21 protein-coding genes are annotated in these 20900 nt (G+C 64.5%); 10 read left to right on the top strand and 11 right to left on the bottom strand.

From position 1 onward, the window contains the following. Positions 1 to 49 precede the first annotated feature (49 nt). A complete protein-coding gene (locus AC3WLX_RS29885) occupies positions 50 to 529 on the top strand; it encodes an Lrp/AsnC family transcriptional regulator (protein ID WP_291630002.1) in 480 nt (159 codons plus the stop codon). Positions 530 to 694: 165 nt separating this feature from the next. Here AC3WLX_RS29885 and greA read toward each other — a convergent pair whose 3' ends face one another. From greA to AC3WLX_RS29870, 3 genes are all read right to left on the bottom strand, one after another. After that, positions 695 to 1168, bottom strand: a complete 474-nt coding sequence (greA, locus tag AC3WLX_RS29880) for a transcription elongation factor GreA (RefSeq protein WP_035710309.1) — start codon at positions 1166 to 1168, stop codon at positions 695 to 697. A gap of 211 nt (positions 1169 to 1379) precedes the next feature. Continuing rightward, positions 1380 to 4844, bottom strand: coding sequence for a carbamoyl-phosphate synthase large subunit (gene carB / locus AC3WLX_RS29875; protein ID WP_492338686.1), 3465 nt, complete (start codon positions 4842 to 4844; stop codon positions 1380 to 1382). 405 nt (positions 4845 to 5249) lie between these two features. Continuing rightward, positions 5250 to 5951, bottom strand: a complete 702-nt coding sequence (locus AC3WLX_RS29870; RefSeq protein ID WP_492338685.1) for a class I SAM-dependent methyltransferase — start codon at positions 5949 to 5951, stop codon at positions 5250 to 5252. A 106-nt stretch (positions 5952 to 6057) separates the two neighbouring features. Here AC3WLX_RS29870 and AC3WLX_RS29865 point away from each other — a divergent pair, with 106 nt between their 5' ends. Beyond that, a complete protein-coding gene (locus tag AC3WLX_RS29865; protein WP_492338684.1) occupies positions 6058 to 6579 on the top strand; it encodes a Dps family protein in 522 nt (173 codons plus the stop codon). Between the two features lie 155 nt (positions 6580 to 6734). On the opposite strand, the gene AC3WLX_RS29860 is transcribed toward AC3WLX_RS29865, so the two are convergent. Further along, positions 6735 to 7256, bottom strand: coding sequence for a cupin domain-containing protein (locus AC3WLX_RS29860; RefSeq protein ID WP_492338683.1), 522 nt, complete (start codon positions 7254 to 7256; stop codon positions 6735 to 6737). A gap of 147 nt (positions 7257 to 7403) precedes the next feature. Between AC3WLX_RS29860 and AC3WLX_RS29855 the strand changes: the two genes are divergently transcribed. Next, positions 7404 to 7619 carry a hypothetical protein gene (locus AC3WLX_RS29855; protein WP_291622368.1) on the top strand — a complete coding sequence of 72 codons (216 nt, stop codon included), beginning with the start codon at positions 7404 to 7406 and terminating at the stop codon, positions 7617 to 7619. A 39-nt stretch (positions 7620 to 7658) separates the two neighbouring features. Here the strand turns inward: AC3WLX_RS29855 and carA are convergent, their stop codons facing one another. Beyond that, positions 7659 to 8849 (bottom strand): glutamine-hydrolyzing carbamoyl-phosphate synthase small subunit, encoded by a 1191-nt coding sequence (carA, locus tag AC3WLX_RS29850; protein WP_492338682.1) that lies wholly within the window; start codon positions 8847 to 8849, stop codon positions 7659 to 7661. A gap of 146 nt (positions 8850 to 8995) precedes the next feature. Between carA and AC3WLX_RS29845 the strand changes: the two genes are divergently transcribed. From AC3WLX_RS29845 to AC3WLX_RS29830, 4 genes are all read left to right on the top strand, one after another. Further along, positions 8996 to 9706 (top strand): alpha/beta fold hydrolase, encoded by a 711-nt coding sequence (locus AC3WLX_RS29845; RefSeq protein WP_291622365.1) that lies wholly within the window; start codon positions 8996 to 8998, stop codon positions 9704 to 9706. A 51-nt stretch (positions 9707 to 9757) separates the two neighbouring features. Beyond that, complete coding sequence (locus tag AC3WLX_RS29840; protein ID WP_291622363.1) at positions 9758 to 10213, top strand: GatB/YqeY domain-containing protein; 456 nt, start codon at positions 9758 to 9760, stop codon at positions 10211 to 10213. A gap of 126 nt (positions 10214 to 10339) precedes the next feature. Beyond that, positions 10340 to 11476 carry an epoxide hydrolase family protein gene (locus AC3WLX_RS29835; RefSeq protein ID WP_492338681.1) on the top strand — a complete coding sequence of 379 codons (1137 nt, stop codon included), beginning with the start codon at positions 10340 to 10342 and terminating at the stop codon, positions 11474 to 11476. A gap of 184 nt (positions 11477 to 11660) precedes the next feature. After that, positions 11661 to 13271, top strand: coding sequence for an acyl-CoA synthetase (locus tag AC3WLX_RS29830; RefSeq protein ID WP_492338680.1), 1611 nt, complete (start codon positions 11661 to 11663; stop codon positions 13269 to 13271). A 118-nt stretch (positions 13272 to 13389) separates the two neighbouring features. Here AC3WLX_RS29830 and AC3WLX_RS29825 read toward each other — a convergent pair whose 3' ends face one another. Continuing rightward, entirely contained in the window at positions 13390 to 13689 is a 300-nt protein-coding gene (locus AC3WLX_RS29825; protein ID WP_492338679.1) for a hypothetical protein, read from the bottom strand. Between the two features lie 135 nt (positions 13690 to 13824). Continuing rightward, on the bottom strand, positions 13825 to 16056 hold the full coding sequence (locus AC3WLX_RS29820; protein ID WP_492338678.1) for an ATP-binding protein: 2232 nt from the start codon (positions 16054 to 16056) through the stop codon (positions 13825 to 13827). Positions 16057 to 16297: 241 nt separating this feature from the next. On the opposite strand from AC3WLX_RS29820, the gene AC3WLX_RS29815 reads away from it, so the two are divergent. Beyond that, positions 16298 to 17074, top strand: a complete 777-nt coding sequence (locus AC3WLX_RS29815) for a DUF2189 domain-containing protein (RefSeq protein ID WP_492338677.1) — start codon at positions 16298 to 16300, stop codon at positions 17072 to 17074. 109 nt (positions 17075 to 17183) lie between these two features. Here the strand turns inward: AC3WLX_RS29815 and AC3WLX_RS29810 are convergent, their stop codons facing one another. After that, a complete protein-coding gene (locus tag AC3WLX_RS29810; protein ID WP_492338676.1) occupies positions 17184 to 17696 on the bottom strand; it encodes an SRPBCC family protein in 513 nt (170 codons plus the stop codon). Positions 17697 to 17724: 28 nt separating this feature from the next. Continuing rightward, positions 17725 to 18039: an ArsR/SmtB family transcription factor gene (locus tag AC3WLX_RS29805; protein ID WP_291622371.1), complete on the bottom strand. Its 315-nt coding sequence runs from the start codon at positions 18037 to 18039 to the stop codon at positions 17725 to 17727. Positions 18040 to 18165: 126 nt separating this feature from the next. Between AC3WLX_RS29805 and AC3WLX_RS29800 the strand changes: the two genes are divergently transcribed. Further along, a complete protein-coding gene (locus AC3WLX_RS29800) occupies positions 18166 to 18786 on the top strand; it encodes a LysE family translocator (protein ID WP_291622350.1) in 621 nt (206 codons plus the stop codon). 3 nt (positions 18787 to 18789) lie between these two features. Here the strand turns inward: AC3WLX_RS29800 and AC3WLX_RS29795 are convergent, their stop codons facing one another. After that, the gene (locus AC3WLX_RS29795) at positions 18790 to 19593 is read right to left on the bottom strand and encodes an N-formylglutamate amidohydrolase (RefSeq protein ID WP_492338675.1); all 804 of its coding nucleotides are present in this window, start codon (positions 19591 to 19593) and stop codon (positions 18790 to 18792) included. A 75-nt stretch (positions 19594 to 19668) separates the two neighbouring features. On the opposite strand from AC3WLX_RS29795, the gene AC3WLX_RS29790 reads away from it, so the two are divergent. After that, positions 19669 to 20067 carry a gamma-glutamylcyclotransferase family protein gene (locus AC3WLX_RS29790; RefSeq protein WP_492338674.1) on the top strand — a complete coding sequence of 133 codons (399 nt, stop codon included), beginning with the start codon at positions 19669 to 19671 and terminating at the stop codon, positions 20065 to 20067. Here the strand turns inward: AC3WLX_RS29790 and AC3WLX_RS29785 are convergent. Further along, entirely contained in the window at positions 20064 to 20627 is a 564-nt protein-coding gene (locus AC3WLX_RS29785) for a chlorite dismutase family protein (protein ID WP_492338673.1), read from the bottom strand. The genes AC3WLX_RS29790 and AC3WLX_RS29785 overlap by 4 nt on opposite strands. Positions 20628 to 20900: the final 273 nt, after the last annotated feature.

Genomic DNA, 20900 nt, shown 5'->3' with positions numbered 1-20900 from the left:
TTTCGACAAATCACCCAATACCGCCGCAAAGGCCAGGAGTTCCAATCACGTGTCGCGGAACCTAGACGAGATCGACCTGAAGATTCTCACCGAGATCCAGGCCGACGGTCGAATCACCAATGTCGAGCTGGCCAAGCGCGTCGGCATCTCGCCACCGCCTTGCCTGCGCCGTGTCCGGGCGCTGGAGGAGGAGGGCTATATCCAAGGCTATCGGGGCCTCCTGGATGCCCGCAAGCTCGGTTTCGACGTCACCGTGTTCGCCGCCGTTCACCTGTCCAGCCAAGCCGAGGCGGATCTGCGCGCCTTCGAGGCGTTCGTCCGCGCCGAGCCCCTGGTACGCGAATGCTGGATGCTGTCGGGCGAGGTCGATTTCATCCTGAAATGCGTCGCTCCTGACATGGCAACCTTCCAGGATTTCGTCACGCACCTCACCGCCGCGCCCCATGTGCGGAATGTGCGCACGTCATTGGTGCTGCATAATTCCAAATACGAGGCGGCCGTGCCGCTCGAGGTGAAGGGAAGAAGGTAGGCGGGCCAAGCGGTCTATCAGCTCCCTCACTCCGGGACTTGGACGCGCCGTCCCCAATGACGCGTGGTGAGAGTGTGCCTCCACCACAAGCCCAGCAATCCGCAGAAGCAAAAAAGGCCGCGCATGCGCGGCCTTTTCAAAACGTCTCAACGCGACGGCGAATCCTTACCGCCACTCCACCTTGGTGATCTCGTACGCCTTGGCGCCGCCCGGTGCGTTGACCTCGACGGTCGATCCCTTCTTCTTGCCGATCAGCGCGCGCGCGAGCGGCGAGGTGATGGAGATGCGGCCCTTCTTGGCGTCCGCCTCGACCTCGCCGACGATCTGCCACACCGTCTTCTTCTCGGTATCCTCGTCGACCAGCGTTACGGTGGCGCCGAACTTGATGGTGTCGCCTGAAAGCTTGGAGATGTCGATGATGTCGGCGCGCGCGAGCTTGTCCTCGAGCTCGGCGATGCGGCCCTCATTGTGGGACTGCTCTTCCTTCGCGGCATGATATTCCGCGTTTTCCGACAGGTCTCCGTGCGAGCGCGCCTCCGCGATATGCTCGATGATCCGCGGACGGTCCACGGACTGGCGCTGCTTCAATTCTTCCCCGAGCGCGACAAAGCCGGCCTGGGTCATCGGAACCTTTTCCATCGTCTCTCTCGTCCTTCGATCGTGCGCCCCGGAACACGGTGGGGCGACCAACCTTGATTCGTTGTGCTTCCGGAGCCCGATCCCGAGCGGCCGGAACTTTGACAGATATGGGCTTGGCGCCGGAACAGAACAACCGTCTGGCCGGACAGTTCCTCCGGCCATTGTACCTTCATCGCCAACCACTTAGCGGAAGCTTCGCCGCCTCCAGCGATCAGGTTTCCGAAAAGTAGCTCTGCAGGGTCCGAACCTCAAGGTCCCCGCCCAGATAGGCGCGGATGCCCTGCGCGGCCGCCACGGCCCCGGAAAGAGTGGTGTAATACGGTACTTTATGCAAGAGGGCCGCGCGCCGCAGCGAACGGCTGTCGGCCAGCGCCTGCGGCCCTTCGGTGGTGTTGAAGACGAGCTGGACGTCGCCGTTGGTGATGGCATCCACGATGTGCGGTCGCCCCTCCAGCACCTTGTTGACCTTCTCGGTGGGGATGCCCTGATCGGTCAGGAAGCGCTGGGTGCCCGACGTCGCCAGCACCTTGAAGCCGAGCGAGTGCAGTTCGCGCACGGCTTCTGCAATGCGGGTCTTGTCGCTTTCGCGCACAGAGACGAACACCGTGCCCTTGCGCGGCACCCGCGTGCCGCCACCGAGCTGGCTCTTGGCGAACGCGATCGCGAACGAACGGTCGATCCCCATGACCTCGCCGGTGGAACGCATCTCGGGTCCGAGCACGGTGTCGACACCGGGAAAGCGCGCGAACGGGAAGACCGATTCCTTGACGCCGACGTGTTTGAGCTGTGCCTTCTTCAGCTTGAAATCGGCGAGCTTCTCGCCGGCCATGATTCGCGCGGCAATCTTTGCGACCGGCGTGCCGACCACCTTGGCGACGAACGGCACGGTGCGTGAAGCGCGCGGATTGACCTCGAGCACGTAGATCTCGCCGTCCTTGATGGCGTATTGCACGTTCATCAGGCCAATGACGTCGAGGCCGAGCGCGAGGTCGCGGGTCTGCCGTTCCAGCTCCTCGATCATCTCAGGCTCAAGCGAGTGTGGCGGCAGCGAGCAGGCGCTGTCGCCGGAATGGATGCCGGCTTCCTCGATGTGCTCCATGATGCCGACGATGAAAGTGTCCTTGCCGTCGGAGAGGCAGTCGACGTCGATTTCGGTCGCGTCGGACAGATAACGGTCGAACAGCAGCGGATTCTTGCCAAGTACGGTGTTGATCTGCCCGGTCTTGTCGTTGGGATAGCGCGCCTTGACGTCGGCCGGCACCAGTTCCGGCAGCGTGCCGAGCAGATAGTCGTTGAGCTGGTTCTCCTCGCGGATGATCTGCATCGCGCGACCGCCGAGCACGTAGGACGGGCGCACCACCAGCGGCAGCCCGAGATCGGCGGCGACGAGACGAGCCTGCTCGACCGAATAGGCGATGCCATTCTTCGGTTGCTTGAGACGAAGCTTGTCGAGCACGCGCTTGAAGCGGTCGCGGTCCTCGGCGAGGTCGATGGCGTCGGGCGAGGTGCCGAGGATCGGCACTTCGGCGGCTTCCAGTGCGCGCGCCAGCTTCAGCGGCGTCTGCCCGCCGAACTGCACGATCACGCCGTGCAGCGTGCCGTTGCTGCGCTCCTTGGCGATGATCTCCAGCACGTCCTCCGCGGTGAGCGGCTCGAAATAGAGCCGGTCGGCGGTGTCGTAATCGGTCGACACCGTCTCGGGATTGCAGTTGACCATGATGGATTCGTAGCCGGCATCGTGCAGCGCGAAGCAGGCGTGGCAGCAGCAATAGTCGAACTCGATGCCCTGGCCGATGCGATTCGGCCCGCCGCCGAGAATGATGACCTTCTTCTTGTCCGACGGGGTGCTCTCGTCCGCGGGCAGGCCTGCGAACGGCGCCTCGTAGGTCGAGTACATGTAGGCGGTGGGCGAGGCGAATTCGGCCGCGCAGGTGTCGATGCGCTTGTAGACCGGGCGAACGCCGAGCGCGTGGCGCTTCGCCGTCACCTCGGCTTCCGTGGTCTCGGCGAGCACGGCGAGACGTGCGTCCGAGAAGCCCATGCTCTTGAGGGTGCGCATGCCGAACGCGTTGCCGGGCAGGCCGTTCTTGCGGACCTTCTCCTCCATGTCGATGATGCCGCGCATTTCGCCGAGGAACCAGGGATCGATCTTGCAGGACTTGAAGATGTCATCGTTCGACCAGCCGAGCCGCATGGCCTGGGCGACCTGGAGAATGCGGTTCGGCGTCGGCGTGCCGAGCGCGGCACGGATCGCGTTCTTGTCGTCGTCGCGGCCGAGGCCCTCGATCTCGATCTCGTCGAGGCCGGTCAATCCGGTCTCGAGGCCCCGCAGCGCCTTTTGCAGGCTTTCCTGGAAGGTACGGCCGATCGCCATGACCTCGCCGACCGACTTCATCGAGGTGGTCAGCGTGGTCGAGGCGCCAGGGAATTTCTCGAAAGCAAAACGCGGCACCTTGGTGACGACGTAGTCGATCGTCGGCTCGAACGAGGCCGGCGTGGCACCGCCCGTGATGTCGTTGGCGATCTCGTCGAGCGTGTAGCCGACCGCGAGCTTGGCGGCGACCTTGGCGATCGGAAAGCCGGTGGCCTTGGAGGCCAAAGCGGAAGAGCGCGACACGCGCGGGTTCATCTCGATCACGACCATTCGGCCGTCCTCGGGATTGACGCCGAACTGCACGTTGGAGCCGCCGGTCTCCACCCCGATCTCGCGCAGCACCGCCAGCGAGGCGTCGCGCATGATCTGGTATTCCTTGTCGGTGAGCGTCAGGGCCGGCGCAACCGTGATGGAGTCGCCGGTGTGAACGCCCATCGGATCGAGGTTCTCGATCGAGCAGACGATGATGCAATTGTCATTCTTGTCGCGCACCACCTCCATCTCGTACTCTTTCCAGCCGAGCACGGATTCTTCGATCAGCACTTCGTTGGTGGGAGAGGCGTCCAGGCCGCGCTCGATGATGTCGAGGAACTCTTCCTTATTGTAGGCGATGCCGCCGCCGGTGCCGCCCATGGTGAAGGAGGGGCGGATGATCGCGGGCAGGCCGATCTCGGACAGCGCCATCATCGCCTGTCCAAGCGCATATTCCTGGTAGCGCTTGCGGCGCTCGCTCTCGCCCAGCACCCATTGCCGGTCGAGTTCTTCGAGCTCGGCGCCCGAAGCTTTGGCGCGCGCGGCCTGATACTTGTCGCGGAACGACTTCTTCAGCTCGGAGGCATTGGCGAGCCGCGATCTCGGCGTTTCGAGCCCGATCTTGGTCATCGCCTCGCGGAACAGCTGGCGGTCCTCCGCCTTGTCGATCGCATCGGCGGTGGCGCCGATCATCTCGACGTCGAACTTCTCCAGCGTGCCTTGGCGGCGCAGCGACAATGCGCAGTTCAGCGCGGTCTGGCCGCCCATGGTCGGCAGCAACGCGAAGCCGCCGGGAATGACGTGACGTTCCTTCTCGATGATCTTGGCGACGATCTCGGGCGTGATCGGCTCGATATAGGTCGCATCGGCCAATTCCGGATCGGTCATGATCGTCGCCGGGTTGGAATTGACGAGGACGATGCGATAGCCCTCTTCCTTCAACGTCTTCACCGCCTGGGTGCCCGAATAGTCGAACTCGCAGGCCTGGCCGATCACGATGGGACCGGCGCCGATGATGAGGATGGTCGAGATGTCGGTTCGTTTGGGCATCACCGCTCACGGGCTGGGATCTGGGCACAAAAAAAGGGCGCGCTTGCCGCGCGTCCCCATTTGGCGAGAGCGCGGGGTCTCCCTCGCGCGCGGGTGGGTCTTAAACCAGTTTTTGGGGCGGCGAAACCCCGAAAACGCCCATCAACCGGCAATTTTGGCGGGTTTTGGCGTGGTCGGCTACCGCGCGTGCCCGGCTTCGCCCCTTCGAGCTTCGCCGCGGCAGCCTTCGCCACGAAAGGGCTTGCCGAGCCGACGCTGGCGGAGGCAGCGAAGGCTGGAGACCCGGCCTGGACTTGAACCAGGATGAAGAGCGATGCATCGCCCCCGCGTAGACACTTCCGCCACCGGGCCGTCGAGATTATTCCCGATCAGCCTGCGACAGGCCACCACAGCTGGCCGTTATGCTTAACGGTCCAGAGGCGGCCGGGCGATGAAGGTCATTCGCCAGCGATTATGGCCGATATTGCCGTGGGCGCGCTGCGCCGCGAAGCCGGCAGCCTTCAGCTTGGCCGTGATCTCGTCCTCGCTGTAGCGCTGCAACCCGATCTTCGAGCGCAACTGCCGGTAATCCGACAGTGCGGTGCTGATCAGCCCGATCAGCGCGTCCTTCAAGAAACCGTGACGAAGGCCGAAGCTGAGCAGCGCCGTCACGTCCCTGACCATGCCGACATGGGGCTGGAGAATGTCGCCCAGCACCAGCTTGCCGGAAGGCTTCAGGATGCGGCGGATGTTCAGCAGCGCGGCATCGAGCTCCTCTGGCGTCATGTATTGCGCGACCGAGTTCATCACGACGAGGTCGATCGACTGGTCCTGCATCTTGCGGACGTCGTCGAGCGAGCGGACGCGGATCTTCGTGTTCGGGGCAAATCGGGCGATCAGCCGGCCACGCACGCCGGGCGCGGGCTCGGCCAGGATCAGCTGGCCGCAGGCGGCTGCCACCTGGTTCGCCGACAGCGCTTCTCCGCAGGCATAGTCCAGCACGACCGCCTCGGGCGAGGGGATGTAGCCGATGATGTCCCGTGCAATGATCTGGAAGTGCAAGTCGCGATGCAGCTTGCTGACATAGATCGTATGCGTGGAGTCGTAATAATCGATCCAATCGTCCATGGTATCCCGCCCAGCGGTTCCTATCTAGGAACCGCGCTGCCCACCCTTGCGTTAGGGGTGCGACGGCGCGCCGTCAATGTCCCGCGTCCTAACAGGAAGGTTTCCCGTGAGCAAAACCAACAAGGTCTCGCCCGATCTCGATACCCCCACTGATCTGTCGCCCGATGGGGTCAAGAAGGTCTCGGAGGCGCTCAACGTGCTGCTGGCCGACGCGTTCGCGCTGTATCTGAAGACCAAGAATTTCCACTGGCACATCAGCGGCCGGCATTTCCGCGACTACCACCTGCTGCTCGACGAGCAGTCCGACCAGATCTTCGCCACCACCGATCAGCTTGCCGAGCGCGTCCGCAAGATCGGCGGCACCACGCTGAAGTCGATCGGCCAGGTCGCAAAGCTCCAGACCATCAAGGACAACAACGAGGACTACGTCCCGCCGCGTGAGATGCTGCGCGAACTGATGCAGGACAACAAGCATGTCGCGGCCGCGATGCGCAAGGCGCACGACGTCTGCGACGAGGCCGGCGATGTCGCCAGCGCCAGCATCCTCGAAAACTTCATCGACGAGACCGAGCGCCGCACCTGGTTCCTGTTCGAGGCGACGAGGCCGGAAGGCGGTAACGAGGCGTAAGGCCCGGGTAAGGCCCGGCTGCATCATCCGGGACAGGTCCCGTAGGATGGGCAAAGGCGCGCTCTTCGCGCGCCCTGCCCACAACCTTTCGCTACGGCTTGAACTTATTGGTGGGCACGCTGTCGCTTTGCCACCCTAGGGCACTGCGCTTGCGGCTACCGCCACAACCGCATCAATGCGCCGTTCCTCCCCGTCACGGGATCAGCGGGCGGCAACGCCACTTGCGGAATCGTCTTCAGCGCCTCCGCGTGATTCTCCGGCGTCGCCCGCGTAATCTCCATCTTTGCTCCGGGTGGATAGGCGCCGATCACGCAGAAATCGTGGCTGGCCTCGATGCATTGATGCCCAGTGCCGGCGGGCAGAATCGCGACGTCGCCCTCCTTGATGTCCAGCTCCCGGCCGTGGTCGCCGCCGAAACGGACGCGCGCGCTGCCGCGCGCGACGCCGAGCACTTCATGCACCGTCGCGTGATAGTGCAGATAGTCGTAGATGCCGTTGCGCCACGTCCCGCCCCAGCCGTTTGCCTCGAACAGTTCTTCGATGGTCTCCTCGGCTCGTTTCGGATCGAGCTTCACCGCGCCCTGGTAGGCCACGAACGGAAGGATGTTGTTCGGCACGAGCCCGTCATCCTCGAACACGATGGCGAGCGGTTCGGCATTGTCGCGGACGGCTGGCATGGCAGGGCTCCGGGTCACAATTGTCCGGGAATCAAGAAGGCGCTCGCCGCCTTGTTCCAGCACCAGTCGATACGCCGGCTTGACGGAGATCAAGGCGCGGGCGGCCGAGGGCGGGCACGCACATCAAAGCGAAAGAGAGGGAACGCCATGTCCGCATCCGAGGTAGCGCAGCGTCATTTTTCGGCAGCCGTCGACGAGGCGGAGACGTCCGGCCTCGGGCACGAAGCCGTCTGCCGCGCCTTGCTCAACCTGGTGATCTCGAAATATCTCGAGACGAGGTCGGTGCCCGACATCCAGGCGGAGCTGCGCTTCATCGCCGAAAATTGCGACCCCGACACGGACTTCATGTTCATGCGTCCGTGACGGCGCAGCCCGGCGGGCTCCCGCCGGGCCGCCGAGTGCTTACGCGCTCTTCTTCTGCCGCATCAGATCGGCGAAGCGCTGAAACAGATAGTGCGAGTCGCGCGGGCCCGGTGAGGCCTCGGGATGGTACTGCACCGAGAACACGGGCTTGCCGTCGAGCTGGATGCCGCAATTGGACCCATCGAACAAGGAAATGTGGGTCTGCGTCGCGCCCTTCGGCAGCGTCGTCTCGTCCACGGCAAAGCCGTGGTTCATCGAGGTGATCTCGACCTTGCCTGTGGTCTCGTCCTTGACGGGATGATTGGCGCCGTGGTGGCCCTGATGCATCTTCTTGGTCCTGGCGCCGACGGCAAGGCCGAGCATCTGGTGGCCGAGGCAGATGCCGAAGGTCGGCGTACCCGACTTGATGACGTCCTGGATCACCGGCACGGCATATTTGCCGGTCGCAGCCGGATCTCCCGGACCGTTGGACAGGAACACGCCGTCAGGCTTCATCGCCAGGATGTCCTCGGCCGAGGTCGTCGCCGGCACCACCGTCACCTTGCAGCCGACGCCTGCGAGCAGGCGCAGGATGTTGCGCTTGATGCCGTAATCGATGGCGACGACGTTGAACTCCGGCTTCTCCTGGCGGCCAAAGCCCTTGTCCCACAACCAGGGCGTCTCGTCCCAGGTGAAACGCTGGCCGGACGTGACCATCGGTACGAGGTCCATGCCTTCGAGGCCCGGCCATTCGCGCGCCTCTTCCTTGAGGCCGTGCAGGTCGAACTCGCCGGTCCTGGAATGCGCGATCACGGCGTTGGGCATGCCCTTGCTGCGGATCAGCGCGGTCAGGGCGCGGGTGTCGATGCCGGAGAGACCGATGATGCCGCGGGCCTTGAGCCAGGCGTCAAGGTGCTTGGTGGCGCGGTAGTTCGAGGGATCGGTGATCGCGGTGCGCAGGATCACGCCGCGCGCGCCCGGCGTCGCGGCCATGTTCACCGTCTCGATGTCGTCGTCGTTGGTGCCGACATTGCCGATATGCGGGAAGGTGAAGGTGATGAGCTGGCCGGCATAGGATGGATCGGTGAGGATCTCCTCATAGCCGGTCATCGCGGTGTTGAAGCAGACCTCGCCGACGGCGTGGCCTTCGGCGCCGAGACCGAAGCCTTCGAGCACCGTGCCGTCGGCAAGCACGAGTAGCGCGGTCGGTTTGTGGTCCGGCCAGGCGGGATCGTTATCATGTTGTGTCATGAGCGCGTTTCATAGTCCCCCCGCGCGCGCCCGTCAAAGCGGGAGAGGCCGGATTCACATGCGTTTTTGCATATTTGACAGGCCTCCTCCCGCCCTTAAGCTCCGCCGCACAATTTCCGGCAATTTCCTGGGCTTGCGAGGCAATAATGGACCAGACGACCCCGATTCTCCTGGTTCCAGGGCTGGCGTCCTCGGCACGGATCTATGCCACCGTGATCCCCGCGCTGTGGCGGTTCGGCCCTGTGATGGTCGCCAACCATATCCGCGACGACAGCATGGCCGATATCGCCGCCCGCGTGCTGCGCGAGGCTCCGCCGCGTTTCGCGCTCGCCGGCCATTCCATGGGCGGCTACATCGCGCTCGAGATCATGCGCCAGGCGCCCGGGCGGGTGGCTAGGCTCGCGCTGATCAACACCCAGGCGCGGCCCGATACGCCGGAGGCGACTGCGCGCCGGCTGGGCCTGATGGCGCGCGCCAGGCGCGGCGAGCTTCGCGCCATTCGCGACGAGAGCTTTCCGGAGCTCGTGCATCCGTCGCGGCGCAACGATGCCGAGATCCTGAAGCTCGTGCATGCGCAGGACGAGGATGTCGGCGTCGACGGCTATCTGCGGCAGCAGACCGCGATCATCGCGCGGGTGGATTCGCGGCCGACCCTGGCGACGATCAAATGCCCCACGATGGTGCTGACGGGCGATACCGACAACACCATCCCCAATACGCTCTCGAAGGAGATGGCTGAGGGCATCGCCGGCGCAAGGCTCGTGGTCCTCGATCGCTGCGGGCACCTGCCGCAAGCCGAGCAGCCGGAAGCGACCGTGCGGGCGCTCACCGAATGGCTCGGAACCGAGGTTGTCTGAAGGCCACGAACGGCCTAGATCAGGCCTTGGATATGCGAAGGGATCAAGATCATGCTGCGCGACGACATCAACAATGCGGTCAAGGAGGCCATGAAGGCCAAGGACGAGCGCAAGCTGTCCACGCTGCGCATGGTCAACTCCACCATCAAGAACGCCGACATCGACGCGCGCGGACAGGGCAAGCCGCCGCTGTCGGACGCCGACCTGCTCGCCGTGCTGCAGAAGATGATCAAGCAGCGCCAGGAGTCGGTCGAGCTTTACGACAAGGGCGGCCGCGCCGAGCTCGCCGCCCAGGAGCGCGAGGAGATCGCGGTGATCTCGGCGTACCTGCCGAAGCAGATGGCGGATGACGAGGTGAAGAAGGCGATCGCGGATGCGATCGGCGAGACCGGCGCTGCCGGCATGAAGGACATGGGCAAGGTGATTGCCGTGCTGCGCGCGAAATATGCCGGGCAGATGGATTTCGGCAAAGCGTCGGGCCTAGTGAAGGCTGCGCTGTCTGGCTGAGCCGTCATTCCGGGGCGTGCGAAGCACGAGCCCGGAATCCATCGGGCCGCCAACTCTGCTGATCAATGGATTCCGGGTTCGTGCTCCGCACGCCCCGGAATGACAAGAAGAACAAGGGGAGGCACGATGACCGCCATCAAGCCGTTTCGCATCGCCGTCAGCGACGACATCCTCGCCGACCTCAAGTCACGCCTCGCCCGCACGCGCTGGCCGGAGGCCGAACTGGTCGACGACTGGAGCCAGGGCGCGCCGCTCAAATGGATCCAGGAGATCTGCGCATACTGGGCCAACGGCTACGACTGGCGGGCACGCGAAGCAAAACTCAATCGCTTCGCGCAGTTCACCACCGAGATCGACGGGCTCGACATCCATTTCATCCATGCGCGCTCGAAGGAGCCGTCAGCGCTGCCGCTGATCATCACCCATGGCTGGCCGGGCTCGATCGTCGAATTCCAGAAAGTGATCGCGCCGCTCATCGACCCCGCTGCGCATGGCGGCAATCCCGCCGACGCGTTCCACGTGATCTGTCCCTCGCTGCCGGGCTTCGGCTTCTCGGAGAAGCCGAGGACCACCGGCTGGGGCGTCGACCGCATCGCCGCGACCTGGGCCAAGCTGATGGAGCGGCTCGGCTATGCGCGCTACGGCGCGCAAGGCGGCGACTGGGGTTCGGCGGTGACGACCTCGCTCGGCGCGCAGGACGCGGAGCATTGCGCCGGCATCCACATCACGCTCGCCTTCAGCGCGGCGCCGAAGGTCGAGGGCGAGCCGACGGCGGAGGAGAAGCGTGCGCTCGCTGGCCTCAAGCACTATGCCGATCTCGACTCCGGTTATTCCAAGCAGCAATCGACGCGGCCGCAGACGCTCGGCTATGGCCTGACGGATTCCCCGAGCGGGCAGGCCGCCTGGATCCTGGAAAAATTCTGGGCCTGGACCGATTGCAACGGCCATCCCGAGAACATCTTCAGCAAGGACGAACTGCTCGACAACGTCATGCTGTATTGGGCAACGGAGACCGCGACCTCCTCGGCGCGGCTCTACTGGGAGAGTTTTGGCAAACGCCGCACCACGCCGGTGGTGAAGGTGCCGACGGGTGTCGCGGTGTTTCCCAAGGAGATCATCACGCCAGTGCGGCGCTGGATGGAGCCGAACTTCCACGATATCACGCATTGGAGCGAGATGGAGAAGGGCGGCCATTTCGCCGCCTTCGAGCAGCCGGAGCTGTTCGTGCGCGATGTCAGGAAGTTCTTTGCAACGGTGCGGTAACTCACTCGCTGTCATTCCGGGGCGCCCGCAGGGCGAACCCGGAATCCATCGAGCCGCAGGAAATGCCGTCCGATGGATTCCGGGCTCGATGCTTCGCATCGCCCCGGAATGACGAGAGGGACTTGTCCCAGCATTGGCCGCCCTAGACTGGTGATAACAACGAGACATCGTGGAAACGCCTTACATGCTGACCGAAGCCGCGACCTACGACGAGCTCTATCGCAACTTCCGCTGGGACATCCCTGCGCGCTTCAACATCGCCGAGGCGTGCTGCGATCGTCATGCCGACGGCACGGGCCGGCTGGCATTGATCTATGTCGACGAGCACGGCGCCACCAGCCGCACCTCCTTCGACGAGATCGCCGAGATGTCGCGCCGCTTTGCCAATGTGCTGAAGGCGGACGGGCTTGTCCGCGGCGACCGCGTCGCCGTGTTCCTGTCGCAGTCGCTGGAATTGCCGATTGTGCATATGGCGGCCTTCCGGTCCGGCCTGATCTCGATCCCGCTGTTCGCGCTGTTTGGCGAGGACGCGCTGGAGTTCCGCCTGTCGAATTCGCAAGCCAAGGCGATCGTGACCGATGAGGGCGGCTGGGAGAAGCTCGCCAGGATGCGCGACCGCCTGCCTGACCTGAAGACTGTCTATGTCGTCGGCGGGCGTGTGCCGTCGGGCGCGACATCGTTTTGGGGTGCGGTGAAGGCGGCTTCGCCCGACTTCACGCGCGTGGATACCTCATGCGACGATCCCGCGCTGATCATCTACACCTCGGGCACCACGGGCAATCCGAAGGGCGCGCTGCACGCGCACCGCGTCGTGCTCGGTCACCTCCCGAACGTGGAGATGTGCCACGACTTCCTGCCGAGGCCTGGCGATCTCATGTGGACGCCGGCCGACTGGGCCTGGATCGGCGGGCTCATCAACGGGCTGTTCGCGTTCTGGTACCACGGCATTCCTCTCGTCGGCCACCGCGCACGAAAATTCGAGCCGCTGGCGGCGATGCAGATGATGGCCGATCTTTCCGTGCGCAACGTCTTCCTGCCGCCGACCGCGCTGAAGCTGATGCGGCAGGCCGGCGTGAAGCATCCGGGCGTCAGGCTGCGCAGCATCTTCACCGGTGGCGAGTCGCTCGGCGGCGAGTTGCTCGGCTGGGTGCGCGAGACCTTCGGCATCGACGCGCACGAGGTGTTCGGCCAGACCGAGTGCAATCTCGTGATCGGCAGCAACTCCAATCTGTTTCCGATCCGCCCGGGTTCGATGGGCAAGGCGACGCCGGGGTTCGACGTCCGCATCGTCGACGATAAGGGCGAGGAATTGCCGCGCGGCCAGCGCGGCATCATCGGCGTGCGCCAGCCATGCCCCGTCACCATGCTCGAATATTGGCGCAACGAGGAGGCGACCGCGAAGAAATATGCCGGCGACTTCCTGCTCACCGGCGATCTCGGCGTGCAGGACGAGGACGGCTATTTCTGGTATGTCAGCCGCGAGGACGACGTCATCACCACCGCGGGCTATCGGGTCGGCCCGTCCGAGATCGAGCACACCTTGATGAAGCATCCGTCGGTGGCGATGGCCGCGGTGGTCGGCATCCCCGATCCGATCCGCACCGAGTCGATCAAGGCCTGGATCGTGCTGCGGCCCGGCTTTACCGGCACCGACGCGCTCGCCCGCGAGATCCAGGACTTCGTCAAGGTGCAGCTCGCCGCCCACGAATATCCGCGCATCGTCGCATTCACAGAGACGCTGCCGATGACGGCGACCGGCAAGGTGCTGCGCCGCGAGCTGCGCGCGAGGGGATAGCTTCGCATCCTGATCTTGGCTGAAGGGCCAGACCAGGGCAGCAGGAGGATACCAGAGTCATGCTAGCTTGTCGGCCACGATAGTTCGACACATTTTGGTTTTGCGTTGATCACGCCGCTCAATCCCATTCCATCCCGCCAATGACGCCAAGAAACCAGCCGCCGAGGAATGCGGCAGTAAACGCCGCGAGATCGAGTGTCACAGAGGGACCGAATTCCTGCTTATCTTGAATATGATGAAATGCGAGCAGCCCGAGCCCAAAAATAGCCGCGCAGAGCGCCGGCCAAAGCGCCCGCCGCCGCGCTGCGAGCCTTTGGGCCGGGCCGGCCCCCCGAGAGTTGCTCGATAGATTCCTTGATCGACGAAGCGATACCACCGTGCTCAAGACTATTACGATCAGAAAGGCAGTAAAGTACACCAGGCATGTCCTTTTGTACCAATCGTTACCACCGTGAAGGTCGGACGAACCAATAGCGTCGATCGGTTGCCTCGACCTAAGGAGAGATCAAAATGCGGCCGTATCGGAGCGCTGTTCCAAACACGTGTCCACGTCCTACCGCTCCGGCTCCGAAAGCGCGGCGCGCAGCATCGCGGCGAGATCCTTACGGCGGAACGGCTTGGTAAGAATCCGGGCATCGCCAATTCCGTCGGACGCCTTGACGGGATCTTGGCTGTAGCCGGAGGTGAAGAGCACCTTGAGACCAGGCCGCAATTGCATGGCCTGCTTCGCCAGCTCTGGCCCGAACATGCCGCCGGGCATCACGACATCGGTGAACAGCAGCTGGATGTCCCCCGCTTGGCGCAGCACGTCCAGCGCGGCGGGCCCGTTCGACGTCGCGATGACGCGGTAGCCGAGCGCCTTCAGCTCGTTCTCGACATAGGCGCGCACCATGTCGTCGTCCTCGACGACGAGAATGGTCTCGTGCCCGTCGGGTGCGGTGGCACGCTCTTGCGGCAGCAGCTCTTCGCTCGGCGGTGTCGCGAGGCGGGGAAAGAAAAGCCTGACGACGCTGCCTTTCCCCGGTTCGGACTGGATCTGCACCAGCCCGCCGGATTGTTGCGCAAACCCGTAGACCATGCTGAGGCCAAGGCCCGTCCCCTTGCCGACCTCCTTGGTGGTGAAGAAAGGCTCGAACGCGCGCCCCAACACTTCGCTGCTCATCCCGGTTCCGGTATCCGTCACGGCCAGCATGACGTAGTCGCCAGGCCGCGGCTCGCCATTGACGTCGAGGTCGGATTCACCGAGCGATACGTTGTGCACCTCGACCGTCAGCTTGCCGCCGTCGGGCATCGCATCGCGCGCGTTGAGCACGAGGTTGAGCACGGCCGTCGCCAGTTGGCCGGGATCGACGCTGGCGAGCCATAGATCCGGCGCGAACTCGAAGCTGGACTCGATGTGCTCGCCCAGGCTCCGCCGCAGCAGCTGCGTCATGCCGGTCACCTGCTCGGCAATGTCGATCTCCCGCGGCCGCAGCGGCTGCTTGCGGGCGAAGGCCAACAGGCTCCGCGTCAGGTCGGAACCGCGCTCGGCGGCAGTCGCGACGTCGTTCGCTATCCGGTGCAATTCCTTGTCGCCCGCAAGCCTGTCGGCGAGGTGTTCCGCATTGCCGAGAATGACGGTCAGGAGATTGTTGAAATCATGCGCCACGCCGCCGGTGAGCTGGCCCATGGCTTCCATCTTCTGGGACTGGCTGAGCTTGTGGCTGAGATCGGCGATGGCGGCGCGTTGCTGCTCGAGCGATGCGGCCGTGTTGTTGAGCAAACTCATCAATCCGCCGAGTTCGCCGCTTGGATGGGGCTCCGGAATGCGCGCACGGAGATCGCCGTGTCCGAGGCTCTTTGCCATGGCGGCGAGCCGCCCGACCTGCCGTCCGATGCTCACGGTCGTGAGCATCCACAGGCCGGCGAGCAGCAGCAGCGAGGCGACCGCGAGGATCGCCATGTCCTCGTAAAGCCGTCGGCTGGCCGCCGCGACAAGTCCGTCCTTGGATCGCCCGACCAGGATGTAGAGGCCGGCCTTGCGGATCGCGGGCGAGCGCGCAACGCCCCAGATCTGCGTGCGGCCGTCGCGGTCGGTGATTTCCCGAAATGGCATGCCGTCGGGCGACGCCGCAAAGCGGAACAGCTCGGAGCTGGCGATGGACCCGCCGACGGGCTCGCTCCAGCCGCCGCCTTTGGGAGCCGCCAGGACCGTGCCCTTGGCGTCGACAAACAGGATGTCCTTCTCGGCGGGTAGCCGCTTGTCGTGAACTTCCGCGAACTTGTTCAGGTTGAAAGACGCCAGCAGCACGAATTTCAGCGCACCCGCCTCCGATCGCACGGGATAGGCGATCTGGAGCACCGACAATCCGGTGAGGCGGCCGAACACCGGCTCCACTGCGACGACGCCTTGAAGGTTCTTGACCTCTTTGAAATAGGCGCGGTCGTTCAGGTCGAGTGTGCGGTTGGTCCGCAGCGAGTCACAGAACAGGCGGCCGTCCGGATCGATGGTCAGGATACCCGTGAACTGCGGATATTCTTCGCGGACATCCGACAGGAAGGCCGAGCAAGCCGCCTTGTCGCGCGTGTCGAGATCGCGGGCGCGGGCGAGACCATAGTGAAGTTGGGCGGTGCCCTGGATCTTCTCGTTCAGATCGCTGGCGATGTCGTCGGCGGAGGCGGCCAGATTGGCCAGCGCCGCGTCGATCTCGCTCGTCCGGTTCTGCACGAAGCGCAGCCCGACCAGAATTGCCGGCACGAGCATGGCCGCAATGACGAGGATCAGTAACCGGGTACGCAGGCTCATCGGTGAACGATCCGCTCTGGGGCGACGGTGCTCGGAGGTACAATTTGAGGCACGATCATGTGCCTCGTCCATAAACATCGGCGCAAAAATCGCAACAAACGCTAAAGATTTCGCATTGCGAGCATAGTCGTGCCGCCGCCACGCGTTGTGCCGGCCGGCGTCAAGTTGCGCCTCGGCGCGGCGGCGCTAATATCGCCGCATGCGCGCGACGAACGATCGCGTCGGAATACGGAGGAAGCTGATGTCCATCTCGGGCAAGGTCGATCCGGTGGTGCGTCGCGTGGCGGCGGTCGACATCGCCGAGTCGCTGGTCGAAGGTCTGCGCGATTTCCAGGCTCTGCCGCTCTACGGCCTCTGCTTCGGTGCGCTCTACGCCGCCGGCGGCATCGTCATCATGCTCTGTCTCACTGCCTTCGGCATGGTCTATCTGGTCTATCCGCTTGCCGCCGGCTTCGCCCTGATCGGCCCCTTCGTGGCGATCGGTCTGTACGAAATCAGCCGCCGCCGCGAGCGCGGCGAGCCGGTCTCATTCGGGGCCATCTGGTCGGCGATACGCTCGCGTAGCGAGATCGGCTGGATGGCTTTCGTCACGCTGTTCGTGTTCGTGGTCTGGATGTATCAGGTGCGGCTCCTGATCGCGCTGCTGCTCGGCCTCAACGCCTCGTTCTCGAGCCTGCAGGAATTCATGACGGTGGTGCTGACGACCAGCGAGGGCCTGCTGTTCCTCGGCATCGGCAATGCCGTCGGCGCCGTGCTGTCGCTGATCCTGTTCTCGCTGACCGTAGTGTCGTTCCCGCTGCTGCTCGACCGCGACGTCGATTTCGTCACGGCCATGGTGACGAGCGTGCGCGCGGTGGTGACGAGCCCGCTGCCGATGATCGGTTGGGCCGCCGTCATCGTGATGCTGCTGATCGTCTCGGCGCTGCCCTATTTTCTCGGGCTGGTCGTGACGCTGCCGGTGCTCGGGCACGCGACGTGGCATCTGTACCGACGGCTGGTGGCGCCGGTGCCCGTCTAGTCGTCATTCCGGGGCGCCCGAAGGCGAACCCGGAATCCATTGATCCGCCAACTCTGCCGCGAAATGGATTCCGGGCTCGCGCGACGGGCGCCCCGGAATGACACGGCGTCTACGGCGTCTCGATCCCCATCGCCTTCAGCGCTTCCAGCAGCTTCACCGGCGGAGCCATCTCGATCTTCGGCGCCTTGCCGGTTTCCAGCAGGCTCTTTAATCCGGACAGGATCGCGGGCCAGCCGGTGCGGCCGCCGGAAAGGATGTCGTCGCTTAGCTCGCGGTCGTGCCGCTGACTCAGGGTGAGGCGGACGGCTTCGCCGGCCGGCTCGATCTCGTAGGTGACGACGGTGATGCCGAGTTTTTCGACGAGACCCGGCCAGTTCACGTTCCACGTCACCGTCAGCTTCCTGGGCGGATCGTATTCGAACACTTCGCCACGGATGTGCTCCGAGCCATCGGGGGCGCGCACGATGAAGCTGCCGCCGAGCTTCGGCTGCATCTCCACCGCGAAGCCGGAAAAATACGCGCGGCTGAACTCGGCCGAGGTCAGCGCCTCCCACACCTTCTCCGGCGTCGAGGCAATGTAGATGGTGTAGACGGTGAGAGGCTTGAACTGGTCGAGGTTCATCGTGCATCAAATCCTTCGTTGAGCGGGCTTACTCGTCGCCCTTCTCCAACTGCCTTTTCAGCTCGCCGAGTGCGGCGAGCTTGCCGCGCTCGAATTTTCTGATCCAGCGTTCGCCGATCTGATGGATCGGCACCGGGTTGAGGTAGTGCAGCTTCTCGCGGCCGTGCCTGATGGTGGTGATGAGGTTCGCGTCCTCCAGGATGGCAAGGTGCTTGGTGACGGCCTGTCGCGTCATCGCGAGCCCCTCGCAGAGCTCATTCAGCGTCTGGCCGTTCCTGGCGTGAAGCCTGTCGAGCAACGAACGTCGCGAGCCGTCCGCGAGCGCCTTGAAGACCTCATCCATGGCGGCGATAATAGGCAACTAAATGGTTGCATGTCAACAAGCGCCTCAATGCCTGGAACGACTCACGTGGCTTTCGTTCCAGGCGTCGCCATGCATTAATGCGCTTGAACCGCAGTGAGTCTTTCCATGATGTCCATGCAAGCCTTTCTTGCCTTCGTCGCCGCCTGCATTGCGCTGGCGCTGCTGCCGGGGCCGATCGTCACCCTCGTTATCGCCAATGGCCTGCGCCACGGCACGCGTGCGGCGCTCATCAACGTTGCCGGCGCGCAAGCCGGGCTTGCCATCGTCATCGGCATCGTCGCGGTCGGCCTGACCTCGCTGATGGCGACCATGGGCTACTGGTTCGACTGGGTGCGCTTTGCCGGTGCCGCCTATCTGATCTGGCTCGGCATCAAGCTGATCTGGGCGCCGGTCGAGGGCGTCGATGTCGACGCCCCGCCTCCGCCGCCGCGCGGCGGCTTCTTCCTGCAGGGATTTCTGGTGCTGCTGTCGAACCCGAAGGTGCTGGTGTTCTTCGGCGCCTTCATCCCGCAATTCATGGACATGAACCAGCCGCACTTTCCGCAGGTCGCGCTGCTGGGCGCCACCTTCATGGTGACGGCAGTGATGACGGATGCGCTCTATGCCATCGCCGCCGGCCGCGCCCGAAAATTCTTCTCGGCGCGCCGCACCCGCATGATATCGCGCATCTCCGGCGGCTTCATGATCGGCGGCGGCATCTGGCTGGCGCTGACCCGGGCGAAGTGAGCCTTACGGCAACAGCCTCGGCCGCAGCTCGCCCTCGATCTCGCGCAGGATCCGCGCCAGCCGCTCGGCCCATTGCTGCTGGCCCGTAGGGTCCGCGATCAGATCCTGCCGAATCTCGATGCCGGTGCTGACGAGGCCGCGCCCTTCGCCGTGGACGGGAATGGTGTAGTCGGTCAGGTCGCTTACGGCATAAGGCTCGTTGTCGCCGACGACGAGATCGCCTTCCCCGTGCAGGTGCTTGAGCAGCAGATGCGGCAGCACGGCGTCGCGATTGTAGAGCGCCCCGACGTGCCAGGGCCGCGCGACGCCGGCATAGACCGGCGTGAAACTGTGCAGCGACACCAGCACGGTCGGCCGCTTCGCGTGCAGGCGGGCGTCGATCGCAGCGTCGATGCGATCATGATAGGGCTCGAAGATCTCGCGCCGACGCGCCTCGCGCTCCCGCTCCGAAATGTTCTCGTTGCGCGGGATCGCGGTCGCCTCGGAGATGACGGGGACCGCGCTTACTGACGCGGGCGGGCGGTTGCAGTCGATCACGAGCCGGGAGTAGCGCTGCGCGATCAGATGCGCGTCGAGCAGGTCGGCAAGCCGGTCGGCGACGCCGGCGATGCCGATGTCCCAGCCGATGTGCCTGGCAAGCTCGCTTTCCGCGATGCCGAGATCGCCGAGCGCGCGGGGCAGCGCCCGTCCGTAGTGATCCGAGGTGAGCAGGAAGTGCGAGCTCCCGCTCGCATTCACCTCATGAACGGGCGGACTATCCCCCTCGCCGAGCAGGTGTTCGGTCGTCTCGGCCGTGTGAAGGTCCATCCGGATTGCCTATGAAAGGATAATTTGGCTAAACGGAGTAACGCTATTGCACCGACGTCGCAACATCAGGGCAGCATGACCACAGATCGCCTCTTCGTCTACGGCACCTTGATGCGCGGCTTCGACCATCCGATGGCGCGGCTGCTGGCGGGCCATGCGGAATTTCTCGGTGAAGCCACCTGCCGCGGCCGGCTCGTTCTGGTGAAGCACTATCCGGGATTGCTGCTCTCCGACGCGCCGTCGGACGTCGTCCACGGCGAACTGTTTCAACTGCGTGTGCCGGACGAGCTGTTGCGCGAGCTCGACATGTACGAAGCCTGCGGCGAGGGCTTTCCGGAGCCGACCGAATATCTGCGGCTGCTGGTCGACGTAGCGCGCGCGGATGGCGCCACGCAAAAGGCCTGGACCTACGTCTACAATTGGCCCGTCACCGATCTGCCGCGCATCGCGTCCGGGCGCTTCCTGGATGGCTAAGCCGACAACACTTCCTTCACCACGCGCACGTCGACCTCGCGCTCTACATAGGTCCACTCCTCGGTTCGCCGCAGCATCGCCACCAGCTCCTCGAACAGCGAGGCGTCGGCGGGGGCGTATTCGAACCAGGTCAGGAAATCGAAGGGCTCGCCGAGGTCGCGGCAGTGATAAAGCTGGCGCGCGACCGCGGGCAGGAAGCGCAGGCTGCTCGCGATGTGGTGCGACTTGTCCTCGAAAATCTTGCGGCGCTCCTCCTGGGTCAGCTCCCACCAAGCCTGCGACTTGCGGATCGGGATCAGCGCCGCTGACGTCGCCTCCGGACGGCCCAGGCCCGCCTGCACCGCCACGAGTTGCTGCTTCTCGGCCCGCTCGGTGTAACGCAGGCTGCTTGCGACCCCCACCAGCCGCCATCCACTCCGCGAGGGGACAAGCGGCAATGACACGGCGTCGCTGTCGGTCACCGACAGCGCCGGCATGAAGGGCAGGGGCTCGCCCGTCACGGCTGAAATCGAGATCACGCGCCAGCCCCCGCTCTGGCCGCCTCGAAAGGTCCTGAACATGGGGAGCTATGGAAGCGTGGAACCGGGCGGGGTGCAAGTGGCTCGTCATTCCGGGGCGCGCCCCTTGGCGCGAGCCCGGAATCCATCGCGCCGCCGGAATGCTGTGAGCAATAGATTCCGGGCTCGCGCTACGCGCGCCCCGGAATGACGGAGCAATGACTGTCGGGCCTGTGCATAGGTCGAATAACCCGGATAACCCTCCCAAACCTGGCCTTTGGCAGCGCCGCACCTATATCCCTGATCCTTCGCCCGTTTCACGCTGATTCGCGCTAG

This window comes from Bradyrhizobium sp. FW305-F6, assembly GCF_058782905.1.
The sequence above is the reverse complement of the archived record's forward strand: the minus strand, read 5'-3'. Positions and strand labels throughout refer to the sequence as shown.